Annotated in this window: 19 protein-coding genes; 18 read left to right on the top strand and 1 reads right to left on the bottom strand. The window is 43.0% G+C overall.

The window, feature by feature from the left end:
* Window positions 1-169: 169 nt before the first annotated feature.
* Complete coding sequence (locus tag OCV27_RS15955) at window positions 170-2,287, bottom strand: hypothetical protein (RefSeq protein ID WP_125319872.1); 2,118 nt, start codon at window positions 2,285-2,287, stop codon at window positions 170-172.
* Window positions 2,288-2,449: 162 nt separating this feature from the next.
* Between OCV27_RS15955 and OCV27_RS15950 the strand changes: the two genes are divergently transcribed.
* Genes OCV27_RS15950 through dsbD form a run of 18 tightly spaced genes read left to right on the top strand, consistent with a single transcriptional unit; the run spans window position 2,450 to window position 20,124 of the window.
* Entirely contained in the window at window positions 2,450-5,014 is a 2,565-nt protein-coding gene (locus OCV27_RS15950; protein ID WP_125319871.1) for an Lcl domain-containing protein, read from the top strand.
* Window positions 5,015-5,053: 39 nt separating this feature from the next.
* Window positions 5,054-5,236, top strand: coding sequence for a Flp family type IVb pilin (locus OCV27_RS15945; protein WP_114784101.1), 183 nt, complete (start codon window positions 5,054-5,056; stop codon window positions 5,234-5,236).
* Window positions 5,237-5,260: 24 nt separating this feature from the next.
* Window positions 5,261-6,100 (top strand): Flp pilus assembly protein CpaB, encoded by an 840-nt coding sequence (gene cpaB, locus OCV27_RS15940; RefSeq protein ID WP_125319870.1) that lies wholly within the window; start codon window positions 5,261-5,263, stop codon window positions 6,098-6,100.
* Window positions 6,101-6,118: 18 nt separating this feature from the next.
* The gene (locus OCV27_RS15935; protein ID WP_125319869.1) at window positions 6,119-7,522 is read left to right on the top strand and encodes a type II and III secretion system protein family protein; all 1,404 of its coding nucleotides are present in this window, start codon (window positions 6,119-6,121) and stop codon (window positions 7,520-7,522) included.
* Window positions 7,523-7,529: 7 nt separating this feature from the next.
* Window positions 7,530-8,159, top strand: coding sequence for a CpaD family pilus assembly lipoprotein (locus tag OCV27_RS15930; protein ID WP_125319904.1), 630 nt, complete (start codon window positions 7,530-7,532; stop codon window positions 8,157-8,159).
* Window positions 8,156-9,322: a CpaE/TadZ family protein gene (locus OCV27_RS15925; protein ID WP_245986660.1), complete on the top strand. Its 1,167-nt coding sequence runs from the start codon at window positions 8,156-8,158 to the stop codon at window positions 9,320-9,322. Before OCV27_RS15930 ends, OCV27_RS15925 begins: the two co-directional genes overlap by 4 nt.
* The gene (locus OCV27_RS15920) at window positions 9,322-10,650 is read left to right on the top strand and encodes a TadA family conjugal transfer-associated ATPase (protein WP_125319868.1); all 1,329 of its coding nucleotides are present in this window, start codon (window positions 9,322-9,324) and stop codon (window positions 10,648-10,650) included. The genes OCV27_RS15925 and OCV27_RS15920 overlap by 1 nt, the downstream gene beginning before the upstream one ends.
* Window positions 10,647-11,558, top strand: a complete 912-nt coding sequence (locus tag OCV27_RS15915; protein WP_185759729.1) for a type II secretion system F family protein — start codon at window positions 10,647-10,649, stop codon at window positions 11,556-11,558. The genes OCV27_RS15920 and OCV27_RS15915 overlap by 4 nt, the downstream gene beginning before the upstream one ends.
* On the top strand, window positions 11,555-12,409 hold the full coding sequence (locus tag OCV27_RS15910; RefSeq protein WP_125319867.1) for a type II secretion system F family protein: 855 nt from the start codon (window positions 11,555-11,557) through the stop codon (window positions 12,407-12,409). Before OCV27_RS15915 ends, OCV27_RS15910 begins: the two co-directional genes overlap by 4 nt.
* Window positions 12,406-13,134 (top strand): tetratricopeptide repeat protein, encoded by a 729-nt coding sequence (locus tag OCV27_RS15905; RefSeq protein ID WP_125319866.1) that lies wholly within the window; start codon window positions 12,406-12,408, stop codon window positions 13,132-13,134. Before OCV27_RS15910 ends, OCV27_RS15905 begins: the two co-directional genes overlap by 4 nt.
* Entirely contained in the window at window positions 13,134-13,568 is a 435-nt protein-coding gene (locus OCV27_RS15900) for a TadE/TadG family type IV pilus assembly protein (RefSeq protein ID WP_125319865.1), read from the top strand. The genes OCV27_RS15905 and OCV27_RS15900 overlap by 1 nt, the downstream gene beginning before the upstream one ends.
* Entirely contained in the window at window positions 13,558-14,127 is a 570-nt protein-coding gene (gene tadF, locus OCV27_RS15895) for a tight adherence pilus pseudopilin TadF (protein ID WP_245986658.1), read from the top strand. Before OCV27_RS15900 ends, tadF begins: the two co-directional genes overlap by 11 nt.
* Window positions 14,120-15,313 (top strand): vWA domain-containing protein, encoded by a 1,194-nt coding sequence (locus OCV27_RS15890; RefSeq protein ID WP_125319864.1) that lies wholly within the window; start codon window positions 14,120-14,122, stop codon window positions 15,311-15,313. Before tadF ends, OCV27_RS15890 begins: the two co-directional genes overlap by 8 nt.
* A 25-nt stretch (window positions 15,314-15,338) precedes the next feature.
* Window positions 15,339-15,803: a TlpA family protein disulfide reductase gene (locus OCV27_RS15885; protein WP_125319863.1), complete on the top strand. Its 465-nt coding sequence runs from the start codon at window positions 15,339-15,341 to the stop codon at window positions 15,801-15,803.
* The gene (locus OCV27_RS15880) at window positions 15,800-16,273 is read left to right on the top strand and encodes a DUF4266 domain-containing protein (RefSeq protein WP_125319862.1); all 474 of its coding nucleotides are present in this window, start codon (window positions 15,800-15,802) and stop codon (window positions 16,271-16,273) included. Before OCV27_RS15885 ends, OCV27_RS15880 begins: the two co-directional genes overlap by 4 nt.
* A gap of 17 nt (window positions 16,274-16,290) precedes the next feature.
* Window positions 16,291-17,514 carry a DUF3570 domain-containing protein gene (locus OCV27_RS15875; RefSeq protein WP_125319861.1) on the top strand — a complete coding sequence of 408 codons (1,224 nt, stop codon included), beginning with the start codon at window positions 16,291-16,293 and terminating at the stop codon, window positions 17,512-17,514.
* Complete coding sequence (locus OCV27_RS15870; RefSeq protein ID WP_125319860.1) at window positions 17,504-18,385, top strand: FAD:protein FMN transferase; 882 nt, start codon at window positions 17,504-17,506, stop codon at window positions 18,383-18,385. Before OCV27_RS15875 ends, OCV27_RS15870 begins: the two co-directional genes overlap by 11 nt.
* Entirely contained in the window at window positions 18,385-20,124 is a 1,740-nt protein-coding gene (gene dsbD / locus OCV27_RS15865; protein WP_420919498.1) for a protein-disulfide reductase DsbD, read from the top strand. Before OCV27_RS15870 ends, dsbD begins: the two co-directional genes overlap by 1 nt.
* The last annotated feature ends 101 nt before the right edge of the window (window positions 20,125-20,225 follow it).

Here is a 20,225-nt window from a genome sequence, read left to right as displayed (position 1 = left end):
TTATCATATTTATGCTTGAGAAACATATCGGTAGTGAACCCTAATGTCGAGTAATTGCATGCTGGAATTTGGATTATTTTATAGAATAAATTGATCTTATTGCTACTAACATTTGGTAAAGGAAGTAGTGTTGACGTTCGACTTAGGGACAGGTCAACACACTCATTAATTATAGAGGCTTGGTAATAGTAATCTTTTCTCCTCGATAGGTACCACTGATGTCCACACTTTTCACATCACCTTGTAATATATTCCAATCCAAATTAATGCTTTCGAATGGAGAAATGGTTTGGTGGGCTTCCAACGTAGTGTACTGGGGAGTCTGGCTCAGCATTTGGTACAAAGTGGTGGAACCTTCTTGCGCTTTGCCCCATTCTTTAACTAATTCTTCTGTTATTAGATGAGTGGCGACCAGCAATTTTGGCCCCGAAAGATTAGCAAATTGGAAATAATCAATTTTTCCGTTACCCACTGCAATGGCTTTATCATTTTGGACAAATAGGTTCGTTATGCCAGCTGAATCAAAATCAATTGTTCTTGATATTTGCTGTGTTTGGTTATTTAGCAAGTAGATATTTTTTGCCGTAACTGCAACGGTAAACTTACCATCGGGCGATGATTCTAAATATTTTATAACCCCATGACCTGGGATACTAGATAAGGGTTGACTCGGTGCGCCTTTGTTTACCCAAATGATTGTGTACTTTGTTTTATTTTCGTCCTGTAAGGCAAATACTATGCGTTGGTTGGCAGCGAAACTGGCGGTAGTAATAATGGGGTAACTGTCGTCTTTCTGAAGTTTGATCGTTGATGGAGTACCAAAAGTTCGATTGTTCAGTGGGATCAACTTAGCTTCTAATGTGCCTGCGGTTTGGCTCTCAATATCAGGAATAAGCAGAATGCTTTGTTCATTTTTAGAAACAATGACCTGTTTATCTGATGTTTTAACATCACCTAACCATGATAATCTGTTTAGACTTTTGTTGTCTAAAAGCCAAAGTTGGTCTTTTGCGGTCTCTAAGCCATTATCCCAACGGGCTAACAGGCTATTTTGTAAATATAGGGGCTTCATCCACTCAAAGTTGTCGTTGTAGCAAGAAGCAGATGAAGGCTCGATCACTACAGGTGTAGGAGGCAAGGTAGGTAACTCACTGCCTGATGCGCCACCTGTGGTATCAATTTGTACAATGGGCTGGATGGTTATCACGTTGGGTGAGTCAGCAGAAGTTCCATGAGAGGTATTATCTTTTAGGCTTGTCAGAAAAATACCATTCCCTCCGCTGACCTCACAGTTATCTACTTGAATAGCATGGTTTTCGGGATTATACAATTTGTATGATTGCACACTATTTAATGCGGGCAATACTTGTTTAATCACTCGAGAGGTATCCTTGTCGAAATAAGGTAGGTTGTTTGCGTTACCACCAAAATCGTCATCATTACCGTGATGATCTGATTCGTGATGATCTTCACTACGCATATTAGTTCTTGGTGCTAGTCTATGACTCTTTGTTAGCTCTAAAGTAGCCTGCTGGTTAGTTGTCAATCCTGATGCTGTTCTTACAGAAGTACTGAGTTGTTTAACGGTATCTTGTCCATCGAGGTAGAGGAGTGTGTTGTTGGCTGGATTTAGAGCAATCGACTTAAGCGACTTGAGGCTGTTGTCTGCTTGAGAACCATGCACTAACACTGCCCCATCAACTAGCAGCTGCTGTGAACTTTCTTTATCAAGGTTAATCGAGCTTAGATCAAGAGTTTGATACTTTATCATCACATCAAGAGCATGAGCTATCTTAACCATTGGTGAAGCTCCGCGTAGACCACTTTGCTGGGCTTGTATAAGTGATTGCATTAAAATTTGGCTTTGATGCGAAGGTCCATAATTTATATCGAGTGTTTTGAAATATACTCCAACGTGATTACCCAGCTTAGCTTGTAAGTAAGCCTTGGCATTGTTTACTTGCCCTTGGACTTTTGGGTTATAAAGCATTTCACTGTGTATCAAGGTTGTGAAAGGGGAAACAATGTCAATTTCTGCTGGGGCGGTCAGTGTTGCCCCACTGATATTGAGCATTTTGGGGTAGCCATTACCTAATAATACTTGTTGTTCATATTGGCTGCATTGTCCGTCAAAATTGGTATCGGCGCACGTTTGTTGATTGTGGTGGATATAGCTTGTCGAAGTAGTATTACTGGCTGAATTATCACTGTCGCCGCCACATCCTGAGAGTGAGATTGCCGCTGATACCGCGATTGCAACAGTACATAGTGTTGGTTGTGAGTTCATTTTAATGAATAACTTATTAATTTGAATTGAGAATGTTATAGGTGACGCTTATTTAATCACTGATGTAAATAAAAGATCAAATGATATTGATACTAACTATCATTTGCATTACTATCTCGGCCTGATTTTGTAGGGAACACAAAGTTTTAGGAGTAATTGGTCGTGAAAATAGTCGCTCAAACCTTTGGTATTATGGCCTATGCGGCTTTTATTGCTGGGTGCGGAGGAGGTAATGAGTCCGACCCTAAGCTTGAGCCTACTAATATGGCAGCTAGCACGACTACCAATAGTACTAATTCAGATAATGGCCCCAAATTTCCTGCGCCAGAAAATATGAAGATCCTCTCAACGCAAGGTGATAAGCCTACCTACGGAAATATGATTTCTTGGGACTACCTCAGTGTGAGTATTTGGAACTCGCCAGTAACTTTTGATCAACCTGAGCATTATGAATATACCCTTGATGGCGGAAGCACTTGGCAGACGGTGGTCTCCAAGCCTCAGTTTATTGGTACGCAAGCATATGCAAAAAGTAAGGTTGGTATACGCGTCAGGCAAAATGCTCTTGAAGGCATGTCATCCCCGCCTAGTGAGACTCTTTTTGCCACCGCCAGTCGAGGGGAGTTCGTGGCGCTGCAATTTGTTCCCATGATTAGTACAAACCAAGTGATGACCTTCGGGGATAGAGGCTGGGACTACACGCAAGCTAATTGCGTTGCAGAATATAAGCCTGATGGCTCAGGAGAGCCTACTTATTGGATTAAGAGTGCAAGCTTGAATAGTGATACATTTGAGCAGACAAATGGCAAAGCGTCCAAGTTAGATGTTTGTAGTATCAAGGGGTGGCGACTTATTGAAGCTGATGTAGCGAAAAGGTTGCGAACTCGCTCTGTTGATGAAAAAGTCAGAAGTGTTGTCATCAATAACCTTTCAGGTCCTCTAGCGACAAGTAAAAATGGCACCCTAGTTTCTGTCAAAGATTCAGGTGAAGGCGATATTAGCCCAAATCTCTCTCATCAATGGTTTGCTGTATGGTCTTTGCCTATTGGGGCTCAGTTAGTCGGTGAGATTGATGCTGCCCAACTTACTCAGAAATTTCGATTAAATGAACAAGCTGGCACTTTACAAGACGCTCGTGATGCCGTAGTGAATCTGCTTAGCTTGCTAGACAATGCGACAGTTGACTATACCGGACTCAGTGCTGAAAACGACCAGCATCACACTCTATTAAGCAGCGCCTTGGCATCATGGCAAGATATCTATTCTAGACACCAACCAGCGATGACTTTTTTTAATCAGCAAACGGTTCTGGCAAAAAATCGCCGCGACAGTAAAAGCAGAGAGTTTGTGTTAAAGGTGAGCAACTATGACAATGATTGGCGCGAATATGAGAATAATTCTGTCATAGCCGCAGATTTACTTAAAGAGTTGCAAGCTGTTGATCATTTTACCAAACTCCATCAGCAAGACGCTAAGATTGCCAGTAATAAAGCAGCACTGTCTCAGGCATCAGATGCGAAAAGATGGTTTTTAGGTGCTAATAATCTACGTAAGGCTGATGCTATCTACCAACAATTACAAGCTGAGTTAACTGCATGGTTAGAGAGCTTACCAACCTCGAAAAGTAACGGCGCTTTGACTCTGATAGATAAATATAATTTTCTGAGTCAAGACTACGATAAGGATCAGATAAAGAAAACCATTAAAGAGGCATTGGAGAACGCGCAAAGTTCACCGGATTTTGTCTCTCAGTCTGAGGCGACCATTGTCGATGTGGCGGGAAAACACTATGCCAAGCTGGATAAGTTGGGGCTGTATTTACCAAACAATACCACTTATGAGCAAGGTTGGCACTGCGTATTAGAGCTTGGCTCAGGTGATAAAAGAAGAATCTGGATGCTTCAGCCCACCGTTGAAGCAAACTCTCTCGAGTATTTGGCTTATCAAGGCAGCAGTGATGAAAGCAACAATGTGTTAGGTCCAAAAGGGTATATTTCAAAAGTCAATCAAGAGGCATTTTGCGGAGTCAGTGATTGGAAAGTCCCCAATATACTCCAGTTGCAAGGCTTAGCTTCTGGGTATGTTAAAGGTAAAGGCCTTAGCATCGACAACAATGTATTTGTCAATCATCCGCACAATCAGACCGTCTATTATTGGTCTTCTGAGCCAGACAAAGAGGGTAAACAAACGGCTTATTCTTATGCATCAATAAATGACAAAGAGGTATTTAAGCCTTTCCCAGCCGATAACATGGCGGCTTTGGTGCGTCTTGTGAGTGAAAACACTTTACCTAATCAATGGCAGTATTTGGATGCAAGTGGTGGGTTGGTGGAAAGCCGCGCAGAGGCAAGCTGCACAAAAAATCTAATCAATGGCCATGTTTGGCAACTGTTTGATAAGCGTGATGATACACGATGGGTTAATGATCAGCGCCTTACAGAGCATTTAGACGCTCAAACATCAGCCCAAGTTTGTGGCTTGTCGAATTGGCGTCTTCCCAGTGTTAGTGAGTTAGGTAATCTAATGCCTATTGAGCGGGATGTGTTTATTTACAATGATGTAAAAGATATATTTGGCCCGGTGATACGAGAGAAATACTTCACTGATTTTACATCGGAAAATGACTATACCAGCCTTGATTTCATCGAAGGGAAACACACCACCAAGACTCAATCAAAATGGCTAACCAAAGATAAATACCTATACCGTTTTATCGCAACACCTTAAGTCTAAATGAGACTGAACAGCATTTTCAGGAGTTTATTAATGTTACGTAATACAAAGCAACGTGGGGCAGCTGCGATTGAATACGCTATTTTAGCCGCGGCCATGTCTGTGGTTCTGCTGTCATTTGTGGGTGGCAGTGATGGCAAGCTAACCCGCGCCATTGTAGGTGCCTATGACACTGTGATTGAGTCACTTGAGCAGACTCAAGACTCAGGCAATTAAGTCACCATACAAAAAGGACAAGTCATGACGGCTAAGCGATTGATGTTGGTGTCTATCTTATTGTCAGGGATAGGCATAGGATTGCTACTTTTGAACTCACCCACGCCAGAGTCACCCGAGGCAAACCAAGCTGCAGCTGTGTTTAAGCGAGTTCTAGTTTCAAATCAAAATATTGAAGTAGGCGGCGTGTATAGCGCCACAATGTTTCGTTGGCAGGATATGCCACAAAAAGAGTTGGATGATTATTTAGATTATATTACAGAAGATGATATTGAGTCTGCTCACCTTTCTGCTGGGGTTGCGCATATTGCGATTGAGAAAGGTCAGGTGATAAGTTCTGCGGACTTAACTCCACCGCGCGGCGGTGTCTCGCTTGCTCTCAAAGTTAGGTCAGGTTATCGAGCCATATCAGTACCTGTTGATCAAGTAACAGCCAACTCAGGCTTTGTTCAACCGGGAGATAAAGTTGACGTGTTACTATTGGCATCAAAGCTCACTGAACTGAAAAAGTATGACAATCAAGTTGAAGGTTTATATGTCAGCACTATTGCGCATAATGTGCGTATCCTTGCTTTCAATAACTTGTCATCATCGGAAGGGTTTCAAGAACAACGTCGAGATTACGGAGCTAAGATACCAGATAATAGTTCTGTATCGCTTGAAGTCTCGCCAGAACAAGCGACACAGATTGTCCTCGCCAATCAACTTGGCCGCTTGACTTTGTCTTTACGTGGTGCTGGAGAGATTGATGTTATCGACTCTATAAATCCTATGATTACTTCTACGCAGCTCAACTCGCAGAGCAAATTGATAGCCCCTGATGTGGACTTGATTCAGCTACGCCCTAATAGCAAAAATAACTAACAATTTCAGGAACAACCAATGACTACATTATTGCGCTGGTGGAGCTTGTTATTGCTTCCTAGCTTGTTTTTTACACTGCCATCATGGGCGGCTGCGCTTGAAGTGAATATTAATGAAGCGCAAATGGTTCGTTTGTCGCAAAAGGCAAAATCGATTTTCATTTCTAACACACATATTGCTGATTATCAGCCAATGACAAATACCAAATTAATGGTCTTTGGTAAGCAGGCTGGCACAGCGACAATCACCATTTTGAATGATAAAGAGCAGGTGATTTACACCAAAAAGATTCGTGTTGTTCATGATACTCAGGAGCTAGATAACTTGCTTGAAGCTCAGTTTCCTGAGGCATCAGTGAAAACCGAATCTTTGGGTGGAAAATTATGGCTTAAAGGGTCAGTACCAAGTCCTGCTATGGCGCATAGCATAGTCAATGTGGCGAAAGGGTATCTCTCGCCGATCGTCGCTCAGCAAGACTCTAACGATACTGATTCATCTCCATCCAGTGATTCTTCAGCTGAGCAAACGCAGTCAAGTTCAGATAATGATGAGTTGATTAATCAGCTGCTGGTCACTATGCCAACTCAGGTTAATATACGTGTCCGCATCGCTGAGGTATCCCGTAATGTATCAAACACACTGGGCATTAAGTGGGGATCACTGATGGGGGAAGGTAGTAGCGCCGAGAATGTGATTGGCAGCTTTATGTATAACAAGCCATCAGGTGTAAGTAGCTGGACTAAACCTAACTTCAGTGCTTTGGTCGATGCTTTGGCGTCTACTGGCGATATGTCCATTTTAGCAGAGCCCAATTTATCAGCGGTTTCAGGCGAAGAGGCGAGCTTTCTTGTTGGTGGAGAGGTACCGATTCCGCTGATTCAGGGAGATACTGCTCGGGTCGAATATCGTCCTTTCGGTGTCAATCTTAACTTTAAGCCTGTGGTACTTGGTCCGGATCGAATTAGTTTGAAAGTAGAGCCAGAAGTGAGCAGTGTTTCGGTGGAAAATCAGGCAGTGTTTAATGGCAATGTGCTGCCTTCTTTCACCTCTCGCAGAGCCTCGACCACTATAGAACTTGCTAGTGGCCAGAGTTTTGCTCTCGGTGGGTTACTACAAAGCAGTGAAATCAGTCAATTGCAAAAGGTTCCAGGAGTGGGAGATATTCCAATCCTAGGCGCTTTATTTCGCTCCAATCAATATCAGCGTCGAGAAACTGAACTAATCATTATTGCAACGGCTTATCTGGTTGAGCCTTCACGTAGCGATAATTTTACTTTGCCCACTGATACTCTGATGCCCCAGAGTGATTTGGAGAGATTACTGGCATTACCAAATAAAAAGAATACTGCAATAGAAGGTAATGCAACTTTTACCGACAACCGCAAACCGCGTTTATTGGGCGATAACGGGTTCTATTACTGAGGTGCGTATGAAACTAAACTTGTTTGTTTTGTCTGTTCTGCTGATATTGATAACTGGCTGTGTACATGACCCTATTGCTAAGCAGCCTGCTATCGATGTGGTCACAGTGACTAATAAATTAATCCTCACGTTAGATAAACATAAATTATCTGACGATCAAGTGTTAAAAGTAGAAGATTTTATTGCCAAGCGCGGTAACTCTTATGCTTTACGCGTCAAGCTAGTCAGCTATTCTGCTAAAGGTAACGGCCAGCTTGAAAAGCTGTATCAGCTACTATTAACACAGGGAATAGCAAAGCATCAAATAGTGACAGAGTTTTCTAGTCTATCTCAACAAGGTGACGTACAAGTTATTGTGGAGTCATTTCGCGCTAAAGTTTCAAACTGTGGGTCTAGCAAGCTGCCACCAGTGGCATTCAATCAATATCAATCTCACCAAGCTTATGGATGCAGCAATGCCGCAGCACTTGCACAAATGGTTGCCAACCCGAAAGACTTAATTGTCGGTGAGCGTTTGGGGCCTGCCAATGGAGAAAAAGCGGTAGCTTCACTTGATGCGTATATTAGCCCTGCATCTAACAGTGGCAGTAGTCAAAACTCAGTTTCTAACTCCAATATCACAGCAGGTAACGAATGATGAAAGTTGACAACCTTTCTGTATTAGTCGCCGCATCTCCTTTAATCGATGCCTACTATTTAAATTTAGCGTTTGCTGAACAAGGGATCACCCAACTGATTCAGGTACCTTTGGAACGAGAGCAGATTATTAAAATAGCGCTATCGGATGGGCATAAGGTGGTGGTGTTAGATGTGATGGGTATGCCGCTTGAACAGGCTCATGACTGGATCAGCGACATTAGCAGTCGTACAGGGTGTAAAGTTGTCGCTATCGGTGATGATGAGACAATACCCTACTACCGCAGCGCGCGCGACGCAGGCGCGATTGAATATTTGGTTAATCCGATATCTCAACAAGCTTTTGCTTCAGTTGACTTCCATAGCCAGGTACAAGCCCAATTAAGTGGTCGGCGTGTGTCTGTGGTAGGGAGTAAAGGAGGGGTTGGAACATCGACGATTGTAGCCAGTTTAGCTTGGACATTAAGCCATCGACAGCATTCAGTGACGGTTGCCGATCTTGATTTTTCAGCAGGGGATCTCGATTTACATTTTGATGTTCAGGGTAACACAGCATTGGTTGAAATGTTGCAATACCCAGAACGCCTTGAGCCCGTTGTTTTTGAGCGTAGTAGCATTAGTGTTGCTGCTAATCTTTCTCTGTTAACGGGCTACTTACCTCTAGACAGTGATCCGTTTTGGCCTGAGAAACGTGCGCTTGAGCATCTTAGCAAGTTTTGCTTACAGCAAGCAGATAGTCTGATTTTTGATATTCCATCATTCTCACTTAGAGATCAGGTGGGAATGAGCGCTTTAAAGAGTTCTGATGTGCGTATCGTGGTAGTCGAACCTAGTTTGGCATCGATTCGCAGTGCCGGTCAGATTTTAAGTTTACTTTCCAAAGGGTCACATACTGATGTCACCAAGACTAACTTATTGGTAGTGAATAATACTAAATCTGATAAAGTTTCTTTACTGGCGCTAAACGATATTCATCGGGCTTTGGGCGCTGAAATTGATGTTTCAATTCCATTCGCCCCTCTTCATTTCTTAAACAAAAGCGCACTTGGACAGTCTGCTATAAAAGGGAACCGTAAAGTCAGTCACGCTTTCTCTTTGTTGGCCGACAAAGTCACTGGTATCGAGAGCCAGAGCTCATTTCACTTCTGGAAGAGGGGAGCTTGATGTTTAAGTCATCACGACTCAAAGAACCCGCTTTTGGCAATGTGAAAAATGCCCAGTCTCATTTGGATCCAATTCGTGAGCATTACCAGTTGATTCATTCTCAGGTAGTGAATGCGCTTGAGGCAAGTGCTGTTGTAAAACTGAGTCCCCATGAGTTGGAGTCACGAATTCTGGCTTTGGTGACTGATGTGGTGGCGACTCATCAACTTCCACTTGGCCATCGTGAGGTGGCGAAAGTTGTGCAACAGTTAGTTGATGAATTACTGGGGCTCGGCCCTCTTCAGCCGTTAATTGACGATCCTAGTGTGAGCGACATTATGGTCAATGGGCCGAATGAGGTTTATGTCGAAAAACTAGGTAGGTTGCATAAAACCGCCGTTGAGTTTCGTTCTGAAGAACAACTACTCAACTTGGCAAGGAGGATAGTGAGTAAAGTTGGTCGTCGGATCGATGAAAGTTCACCACTGGTTGACGCACGTTTAGAAGATGGTAGCCGAGTTAACGTTATGATCCCGCCACTAGCACTTGATGGAACGTGTATTTCTATCCGAAAGTTTAATCATGAAAAGTTTTCTTTGAGCCATATGGCGCAAAATGATGTGATGTGTGAAGGAATGATGCGGCTGCTCGATACGATAGTACGTTGTCGATTGAACGTATTGATCGCTGGGGGAACGGGGGCAGGTAAGACGACGCTTCTCAATGCGATGTCATTTAGCATTCCTCCCCATGAACGTATTATTACTATTGAAGATGCTGCGGAGCTTCAGCTTCAACAGCCTCATGTTGTACGTGCTGAAACTCGCTCTGAAAATGCAGAAGGTCTGGCTGCGATAACACAGCGTGAACTGGTTAGGAATGCGTTAAGAATGCGACCTGATCGTATTATCCTTGGTGAAGTGCGTGGTGAAGAAGCGTTTGAAATGATGCAGGCGATGAACACAGGCCATGATGGTTCATTGTCTACTCTGCATGCCAATTCGCCAACTGATGCCTTGGTTAGAGTTGAAAACATGCTCATGATGGCGCAATCCACCTTACCTTTATTTGCCTTGCGACGGCAAATCGCAGATACGATCGACATAATAGTGCAAGTAGACCGGATGCGTGATGGTAAACGGCGTGTTGTTGCGATTACTGAAGTCATTGGGATTGAAAGTGATCAATATGTTACTCAAGACTTGTATCACTTTGATATTACTGGTGAGGATCACCAAGGTAAAGTCTTGGGCCAATACGTTAGCGCACGTCGCTTGCCTACTTTTGTTCCTAAAGCTCAATATTATCAACTTGATGCTCAACTGCGTTCGGCAATGGGGTTAGTATGATAACAGTATTGTTAATTGCTGCTTGGTGCTTAGGTATTGTGGTGATGTTGACCAATTATTGGAAACTTCGTCGGAGCCTTAAATTAAGATTAACAAGGTACATTTCTCAGACTAATACAGGACAAGTAAAAACCATCATTAAGCCGCAATACACTAGCGGCCGAATCGGTAGTTTTTGGCGTCGAACTCAAGCACTTTTAACCCGTCAAGACAAAGTTATTTTCGCTTTTTGTGGTTGTGCGCTACCGTTTTTTGTTTATTGGTGGTTACCGCCTCAAAACTGGTATTGGCAAATCTTGTTGATTTTGTCCGCTTTGGTTGGTTTGTTTACCACGGTTTTCATGCTGCGCCGTAGGCAGCAAATAGAAGAATTTGAGCAAGGCATAGTTCAGGTACTGGGACTTGTAAGTCGAGCAGTGTCTGCTGGCTTGTCTGTTCCACAGGCCTTAGAGCAGGTAGCTAAAACACAAGATGGGGTGTTAGGACGTGAATTTTCTCTCATTACAGACAACTTAGCGCTCGGGATACCGCTACGCCAGATATTGGATGAGGCATGCACTCGCCTACCGTATAACACCTTTCGATATTTCACGGTAGCATTAGTGCTTAATCAGAGCAATGGTGGGCAATTGAGAGATATTTTGCACAATCTAAGCCGAACCATGCATGACAGTCGTGCAATGCGCAAAAAAGTCGCAAGTATTACCGCAGAACCAAGAATGACAGCAAAATTTTTGTCGCTGCTACCGGTTTTTCTCATTTTAGCGATCGCTTGGATTGATGTGTCTTTGTTCGATTTACTCATATACAGCGAAAGTGGTCAGTGGGTGCTTTTTTACTGCTCTATTAGCCTGGTTTTGGGTGGTTTGACACTTAATTCTTTAACCAAAAACAGGAAGTTTTCATGATATTGATGATTGCAACGTTTCTGATCGTTATCGGTATTCTGAGTTCACTGTTGTGCTTTCATGTCGCGCGGCAACAGGATGTTGTTCAGCGTCGTCTTAGTCAGGTGAGTTATGCCTCCTTAGCAGCTCACCCAAACAAAAATAGATGGCGCTGGAAATCGAATCCATCCCGCTGTAAGCAATTAGCCTTGATAGGTTTTAGTCATGACGATGCTGAAACACAGTTTGTGGTAGTTCGATGTGTGATCATGCTTTGTGGATCATGGCTTTGGTTTACTTCAAGAAGTTTGAGCTGGTCAGTAGCTGATGTTGCCCAGTGTATTGCTATCTCAATTATATCGGGGATCTTAGTTGATCGTTCATTGCAAGTTTGGGTTGAGCGCATTCGATGTCAGGTAGCAAGAGTGACTCCTGATGCGCTCGATCTTATGGTTGTTTGTGTTGCATCTGGTTTAACACTAGAAAAAGCGTTTCGTGTTGTTGGTCAAGAAATGGCTTCTGTATCTCCTGCGTTTGCTCGTCAGTGGTGCCAGACTGCAACAGAAATGACCGTACTTGACTCACCACAGCAAGCACTCGTTAACCTAGATCAAAGATTGGAACTATCGGATATCAACAATATGGTGGTGACTATGTCTCAAGCGCTTAAGTTTGGTACACCGCTTTCAAAGGCGCTTAGCCTAATTGCTGCAGATAGCCGCCATTATCAGTTGCTTGAACTGGAAGAATGGGCTGGGAAAATTCCGGCGAAGATGTCTTTTCCTCTTGTTGTATTGATTATGTTGCCTGTGGTTATCTTGATTGTTGCGCCTGTTGTTTTAAGCCTATTTGAGACATTGGAGAGGCTATGAACTCATCGTTTATCATCTTATGCTTCAGTCTGTTGATGTTTGGCTGTCAGTCGACAGGAACGCAAAAGATTGATCAAGATATACAACTTGCACAAACAGCGTTGGCAAATGGCCATGCGGATAATGCATTGGTTATCTATAAACAAAAGCTTAAGCAAACCCCCGATGATGCCCAGCTGCTATTTTTAGCCGGCAGTGCTTGTAATCAATCGGCACGTTATGATGAGGCGCTGTACTATCTCAATAAAGGTAGTACATTGGCTCCTTCGTCAGAATTTGATCGAGAGCTAGGTCGAGCTCACCTTGCTTTGGGCAATATTCGATTAGCCGCCGATACGCTACATAAAGCCGTTGAGAATAACCCAAGTGATGATATTGCTTTAAATAGCTTGGGTGTGACTTATTCATTACAAAAAAACTATGTAAAAGCCCGCAGTGCTTTTAAAGGCGCAATTAACATTCGCCCAGATAGCTTGGAATATCGAAATAACCTTGCGCTAGGATGGCTTTTAGATGGCCAGGCTGAACAAAGTATTCAGATTTTATACCCTATTTACCTGCGAGGAGAAGCAACGAGCAAAGTTCGGCTTAACCTTGCTCTAGCCTATGCTGCTAACGGTAAACTTGAAGCAGCTAAAACGATTGCTATGAGTGAACTTAATCAGTCGGAGCTAGAAAGCACACTTGGGTATTATCAGACTCTTGCCGAACAAGGTATTAACTAATGGCTTTGCGTCGTCAATCTGGGAGTCAGACAATCGAATTTGTAATGGTGATTTTACCTTTAATGATGGTTTTTTTGGTGGGCTTTGAGGTTGTCCGCTTGATGTGGGTCACTATGATTTTTGAATCAGCTGTATCTTCAGCAATGCGCAATGCGCGTACAATGACGCCCTCTTCGTTTGTGGAAGAGCAAATTAGCGATCAGATTGCTAAATTTCCTTTACTTACTGCCGGGAATATTCAAATTGATATTCCTCGCTACGCTGATAGCGTGGCGTCTTTAGTGTCAGGAGATTTGATTAGTTCGCATCAAGCTACTATCGCTGAATATAAAATTCGCTATCACTTTCATTTTTTGCTAGCTCCAAGATTATCGGAAGCGTTTCCATCGGTGACGACCCTCAATCGCACCGTAATGGTCAGTTATGATGCATGAGCGCAACAAACAACGCGGTTCGGCCGTGATTGAATTTCCCGCGGTAGTTGTGGGGCTGCTTGTGGTCATACTTGGCTTGTTCGCGGTATACAAAATATTTTATCTGCAAACTAGGCTAGATAGTGCTGCTTATTCCATGGTGAGTGTGGCATCACGGGCTTTGGTTTCCAATGGACAAGTTAAAAATTATCACTCAGATAGCGCTGAGCACTTAATGATTTTGGCGAGACGTTCTTTACCTGCTGAATTGGACATGACGCGTGTTGGTTTGATATTGGAAATGCGCTTTTCTGCTAGTGATGAAACTGAGGTGATTACACAGCGAGCGGGGAACGATTGTCAGGTAGAACAGAAGATAGACTCACTTGCAACACTAGCGCCAATGAGTAAAAGGACGGTTGCATCGCTTCAAGGTAAAATCGCTAACTTATATCAGGTGACCTTATGTGTATCCCAACCCTTAGAGCCGATGAGTCCTATTTTTAAATGGTTAGGTCTGTCATTTCCTTCTACGCTTCGAAGCCAAGCTGCGGTTATCGGGAGAAAATATAGTGCCTAGACAGTTAATTGGTTCTGTTTCTTTATCTTTTCTCGCTTTATTGCTGCCTGTATTGGCACTGGTGCTAAGTACGATCATGGTAGGATTTAACATTCAACTTCACAATCGTGCAATGCAAGCTGCTGACGCAGCTGCTTTGGCCTGCACTTTTAGTGCTAGCTCAGAAACAGATGTTAACCAAACTTATCTTAGCTATTATCAGCCTAATATCAATGGGGTACTAGGTGAGTTTCAATCTGGTCCTGACTGTGATATCAGTATCAACTACCATCTCGATGGTCCATTCTCGTTGCTGAATATAGGCCAAGGGTCTTATTCAGCGTATTCTCGTGCTTCTGAGCACACATATATTCACCATGTTGCGAAAGTGACGCCAACTGAAATGGCGTTGGTTCTCGACATTTCCAGCTCAATGGTGGATTCCATCGATACTCTGAAAAGTATTCTTGGTCGAGCGATTGATCGCATTGAGGATAACAATATTGAGCTTGCTGGGCGCAGAGCGGTGAGTATCTCAATTGTCCCTTTTTCTGACGGTGTGTCGGTTGTTAATCCCGCATGGGAAAATGTCACGGGTGTGCAATGTGCTAATGGGATAAGCAAAGATGAAAACGATAGGTTTTCTGCCGAAAAGACAGTGTCTAACCTAGATAAAATTCACTCAGAAAAGACAGTGGAGTTGAAGGAACAAAATGATTTTCTTCTTGATTGCAGCGGCTCTTCACCCGTTATGCCACTGACCGACAATATGAGGGGGGTTAAACATGCCATTGAAAATTTGCAAACTACAGGTGGAACAAGTTCATTCCAAGGATTGATTTGGGGCGCTAGACAGCTCATACCCAAGTGGCGTCAAGAGTGGAATTATCGTCCGTACTCTACTCATCCAACACAAAGGTTAATTTTGATGACAGATGGTGTCGACGGCAGTTCAGCGTTGGATGAGCTTATCTCCGCAGGAATTTGTGATCGCTTGGCAAATGAGTTCGGTATTCAGTTGAACTTTATAGGCTTTAATATTCCTGATTATCGACTGGAGCAGTTTAGTCGCTGCGTTGATGCTGCACTCAACATCGAATTGAAAGGTCAAGTTTTGTCGGCAACCAATACTCAGGAACTGGATGAGTACTTTTCAAAAGTATTGTATGTCGACTATGACACGACTCTTAACTTTGGGCAGAAATGAACCTCGAAAATATAAGGAAAAAAGAATGATCAAGCAACTGGCTATAGTGCTTGCTGTGTGCGCGTCTTTTACAACGCTAGCATTTCAAGAAGGGGAGGCCGTGACAGAAAGCGTTGCGAAAGGGCTAAAATTGGAACCTGATCAGCTAACAATAGTAGATTTTTTTGCCGAATGGTGTGTGTCATGTCGTCATGAATTACCCATAGTAAATCAGCTATATAGTGAGCTATCAGGAACTGGTGTAACTTTTGTCGGAGTTGATGTTGATGAAGATATCGTGGTTGGTCTTGAGTTTCAAAAATCTCTGGGATTGAGTTTTCCAGTTGTTAACGATCCTAAGCAGCAATTAATTGCAGAGTTTAAACCTGTCGGGATGCCTGCACTTTATTATGTTTATCAGGGACAAGTACTCAAAGTACGGTTTGGTGCAATCACTGATATTCGCTCTGTCATCCTAGATGATTTGACACAGATGGGAGTGCGGTTATGAAGCTGAGTACATTTGTTTTGGCGTTGATTTTTTCAACCCTAAGTGTTGCTGCACCCAAAGTTGACCTTAGCAATTTGGGTAAAAAAAATCCCACAAAAACTGAGCCTACTGTGAAGCAAGATAGTATGGAAGAAGAGGTAATATCCAATCAGGTATACACCAGTGGTAGCTCTGAAATCGGGTTAAGGCGTAATATTGAATTGGTTAAGCCAAAGGCTGGTGGCTTAAGCTTACCAAGGGCAGAAAAACCCAAGCCTGTTAGCAATGAAACGTCGGCTTTGGCTTTCGTTGATGAAGTACTTGGCATCGAAGCGGTAAAACCTTGGCAAAAAGGAACACTGGCAAAAAAAGAGATGAAGCCAGGTGGGGCAATTCCAGAGTTCGATTTGTTTTCGGAAAAGGTCTTTTCATATAAGCAAGGATCGGTTGGTGGTAGTGGCGTCGGTGGTGGCGGTTGCGGTTGTAACTAATTATTAAATAAAACAAAATGAAAAAATTACCTATAACGCTGCTTGGTGCAGCTGCAGTAGCCAATAATGTGTTGGCTGAAGATCATATATCAGTTCATTATCTGAATTACCAAGAATATGATGATAAAGTTGAAGCTGGAGATAGTATTGTTTCTATTGAGAAAAGCATTGGCTTAGATTGGACGATAAATCTTGAACTTGGCTATGATACTGTCTCTGGAGCATCACCTTCTTGGGGACCTACAACGCCATTATCAGGTCCTGCTGATGCCAATAATCGAGTAACGAAAACTCAGCAAGCTCAGGCGATGACAGATCAAGTAATACGAGCTGGCTATGACCCCAATAGTAGTAACTATAAAATTCAAAAATATCAACTAGAGGACACGCGCCAATCGGTAAGTGGTAGCGTGACCTACAGAGATGAGCTGCGAAATGAGTGGACTATGGGAGGGAATTTCTCCACGGAAGAAGACTATCGGAGCATTGGATTAAATGCTAAAGGGTTAATTTACGCCGATTCTCAAAAAAATCGTTCATACAGTTTGGGTATATCGACTTTGTTTGATGAAACTCTAGCGTTTGGTAAGTATGGTACCACAGGTAATTCTCAAACTTGGGAAGACATATTTACTGGGAGTGTAGAAGCCGGATTATCGCAAACCTTTACTCCTAATTATTACATGATATATACGGCTTATGCAGGTTATCGTTCGGGGTATCTTAGCAATCACTACTTGACGGTGCTGCGTGAAGTTGACATCGATGGTAGCGGGACAATTGATTCTGATGAAGTCTTTCTGGGCCAAGATTCCCGTCCAGACAAGCGTTTATCTGGTGGCCTGAATATTCAAGCTTTTTGGTCATTATCTGATTCAATAGTTGTGCGTCCACGTTATAAATTTTTTAATGACGACTGGGGTGTAAGCTCACATCAAGTTGGTGGTAAGTTATCTTGGAATCTAAACACTTGGTTAACATTGGCGCCAGGCTATTTTTGGTATACCCAAGCCGCCGCCGATTTTTACCGTGATCCTAATGGCAGTGATCCTACATTTTCTTCACAAGGATATGCAACATCTGATCTTCGTTTGGGAAATTTTACCGCCAACGCTTATGAGTTAGGTGCGAGTTTAAAACTTCATAAATCCCTGCGTTTGAACCTTTTGGGGGCATACTACGAGCAGTCTAATGGGTTTGAGGCTCAATGGTGGGCTGTTGGAGCAACTTATGAGTTCTAGTTCGCCATTGATACATCGTTTCCAAGCTATGACAGTTGTGTGTGAAGTCCAGCTATTTGGTACTGAGCAGGCGAAAGAGATTGTTACCACTATTGAATCTAATACACTTCGATTAGAAGAAAAGTATAACTTTTATGCGCCGACATCATGGCTTAACAAAGCGGTAAATAATCGTAAAGCTGCAACAGTGATGCTTGATGAAGAAAGCTATACAGTGTTTGAAGTAGTCAAGCGTTTGGTTGATGGTACTCAAGGGACCTTTGACCCAGCAATAGGGTCAGTTAAGTCACTAATGAAACAAAACCCAAGTATGGGTAGAGATGCGGCTTATGGTTATGCTAAAAATTTTATGGGTATTAAAGCATGGCATTTATCTGAACAGACGCTTGTCATACACAACGCAGAGACTCAGTTTGATCTTGGTGGCGTAATCAAGGAGTTTGCTGTCGATCAAGCAGTAAACATTGCACAATCACTCGGCGCATCAGCAGCTTTGGTTAATTTTGGCGGAGACATTCGATCATTCGGTGTTAAGCCCGATGGCTCTGCGTTTAATGTTGCGGTGAAAAACCCGAAAAATAAAAGTGAACCTTGGTTCTCTTTACCATTAGTTAATGCGGCACTGACAACCTCTGCGCACTACGAACGTAGCTTTAAATTTGGAGATCAGCAAAGCTCGCATATTTTATCTCAGTGCGGGACGCATCCCCAAGTACTCTCGGTAAGTGTATTGGCACCGACAGCTCTAGAAGCTGGAGCTTTGAGTACCGCACTTACTATAGATCCGACACTAGTACTACCTAATGAGGTGGGTGTTGTGTTTATTGACGATCAATTATTCATTCATCAGGACACGGAGTTTATCGCATGATAAGGACTCTCATTCTCGCTTTAATAGTCTATTTTCCTTTGGTGTCTTTAGCGCAAGAACCAGAGTTTTTGCCTGTGGAAGAAGCATTCCCGTACCAATGGTCTGTGAGTGATAAAGGAGTGCAGATGCATTTCGCTATTCAGCCACAATACTATCTCTACAAGGGCAGGTTTAAATTTTCATCAAGTAGCCAAGTGTTACTCCGTGATCCGCAGTTTTCACTCGCTGGTACGCCCAAGCAAGATAAATATTTTGGTGATGTGGTAGTTTTTAATCAGCCTATGACGGTGTTGATTCCATATAATGGTGAAGGACAAATTAAAGTTCGTTATCAAGGCTGTTCTGAAAAAGGCTTATGTTATTTACCGCAGACAATCACAATGGATTTGCCCACTAGAACATCAACTTCTAGCCCTGATTGGAGTTGGCAAAAAATCAGCAGTTTGGCAGAAAATACAGCAGGATTATCTGAGCTTCTCACAAACACACCAAAAACTCAGGCGTTACTTATTTTCTTTTTACTTGGTCTTGGCTTATCAATGACGCCATGTGTACTACCTATGGTGCCGATTCTTTCAAGTATTATTGGTGGTGATGCCAAGATGACTGGCAAAAAAGGTTTGATATTATCCAGTTCCTATGTGTTTGGAATGGCGTCAAGTTATGCATTGACTGGAGTTTTGGTTACTACCTTGGCTAAAGGTATTAATCTTCAAGCTGCTATGCAGCAGCCTTGGTTGTTATCTTTGTTTGCCATCGTATTTGTTTTGCTCGCCTTAGCCATGTTTGGCTTCTACGAATTGCAACTTCCCTCTGCAATTCAGCAAAAACTTAACGCCCACTCAGATCAAGTCGGTGGCGGAAAAGTAGTCAGCGTATTTGCCATGGGGGCAGTGTCTGCTTTGGTAGTTTCACCTTGTGTGAGTGCGCCATTAGCAGGGGCTTTGCTGTATGTTTCTACTACTCAAGACTGGGTACTGGGTGGGGTAACGTTATTTGTGATGGCATTGGGTATGGGTGTTCCACTGATCCTGATTGGTATTAGCGGTGGTAAGTTGCTACCCAAATCTGGGCCTTGGATGATAGCCGTTAAACAGCTCTTTGGTATTTTGCTACTCGCGGTCGCTATTGTATTGATGAGCAGATTTTCGTCATCGTGGTTGATAATGTTGGCTTGGGCTGTGCTGGCTATTGGTAGTGGGATTCATTTTGGTGCTTTGGATTCAGCTCAACCAGGATGGGCTAGAACACGAAAGCTCGCCGCATTTATGTCTTTATTTTATGGCTTGGTTGTATTTGTTGGTATGCTACTTGGTTCGCAAGATCCTCTTAAGCCACTAGGTCTTGTCTCTGTGCCAAGTCAGTCAAAAGCAGACTCCTTGCTACCTTTTGCTAATGTTGACTCCGTGACTTTATTGGAGCAAAGCTTGACGTTGGCTAAGCAGCAGGAAAAGCGAGTAATGGTTGACCTTTACGCTGATTGGTGTGTCTCGTGTAAGGTTATTGAAAAAGAAATATTTACCGAACAGTCGGTGCGGGCTAAATTTTCAGATTGGGAAACGATCAAGTTTGATGTTACCAAAAGTACGCCTGAACAGATGGCTTGGTTAGCAGAAAGGAATGTGTTTGGTCCTCCTGCCGTGTTTTTTTATGATTCAAGCGGTTTAGAAATGGCTCAGCAGAGAATGGTGGGATCTATTGGTCTTGAGCACTTTCAGTCGATGATGTCTCAATTGTGATATAGCTAGGGTCTGTTGACCCTAATGACCTGCTTGGTATTTGTGTCAGTGGTCACTGCGCTGCCCCAAGCTACCGTACTATAGTTACTCGAAGGAGATAG

The sequence above is a fragment of the Vibrio pectenicida genome (assembly GCA_024347015.1).
Lineage (GTDB): Bacteria > Pseudomonadota > Gammaproteobacteria > Enterobacterales > Vibrionaceae > Vibrio > Vibrio pectenicida.
This window is presented reverse-complemented; position numbering and strand designations above follow the sequence as displayed.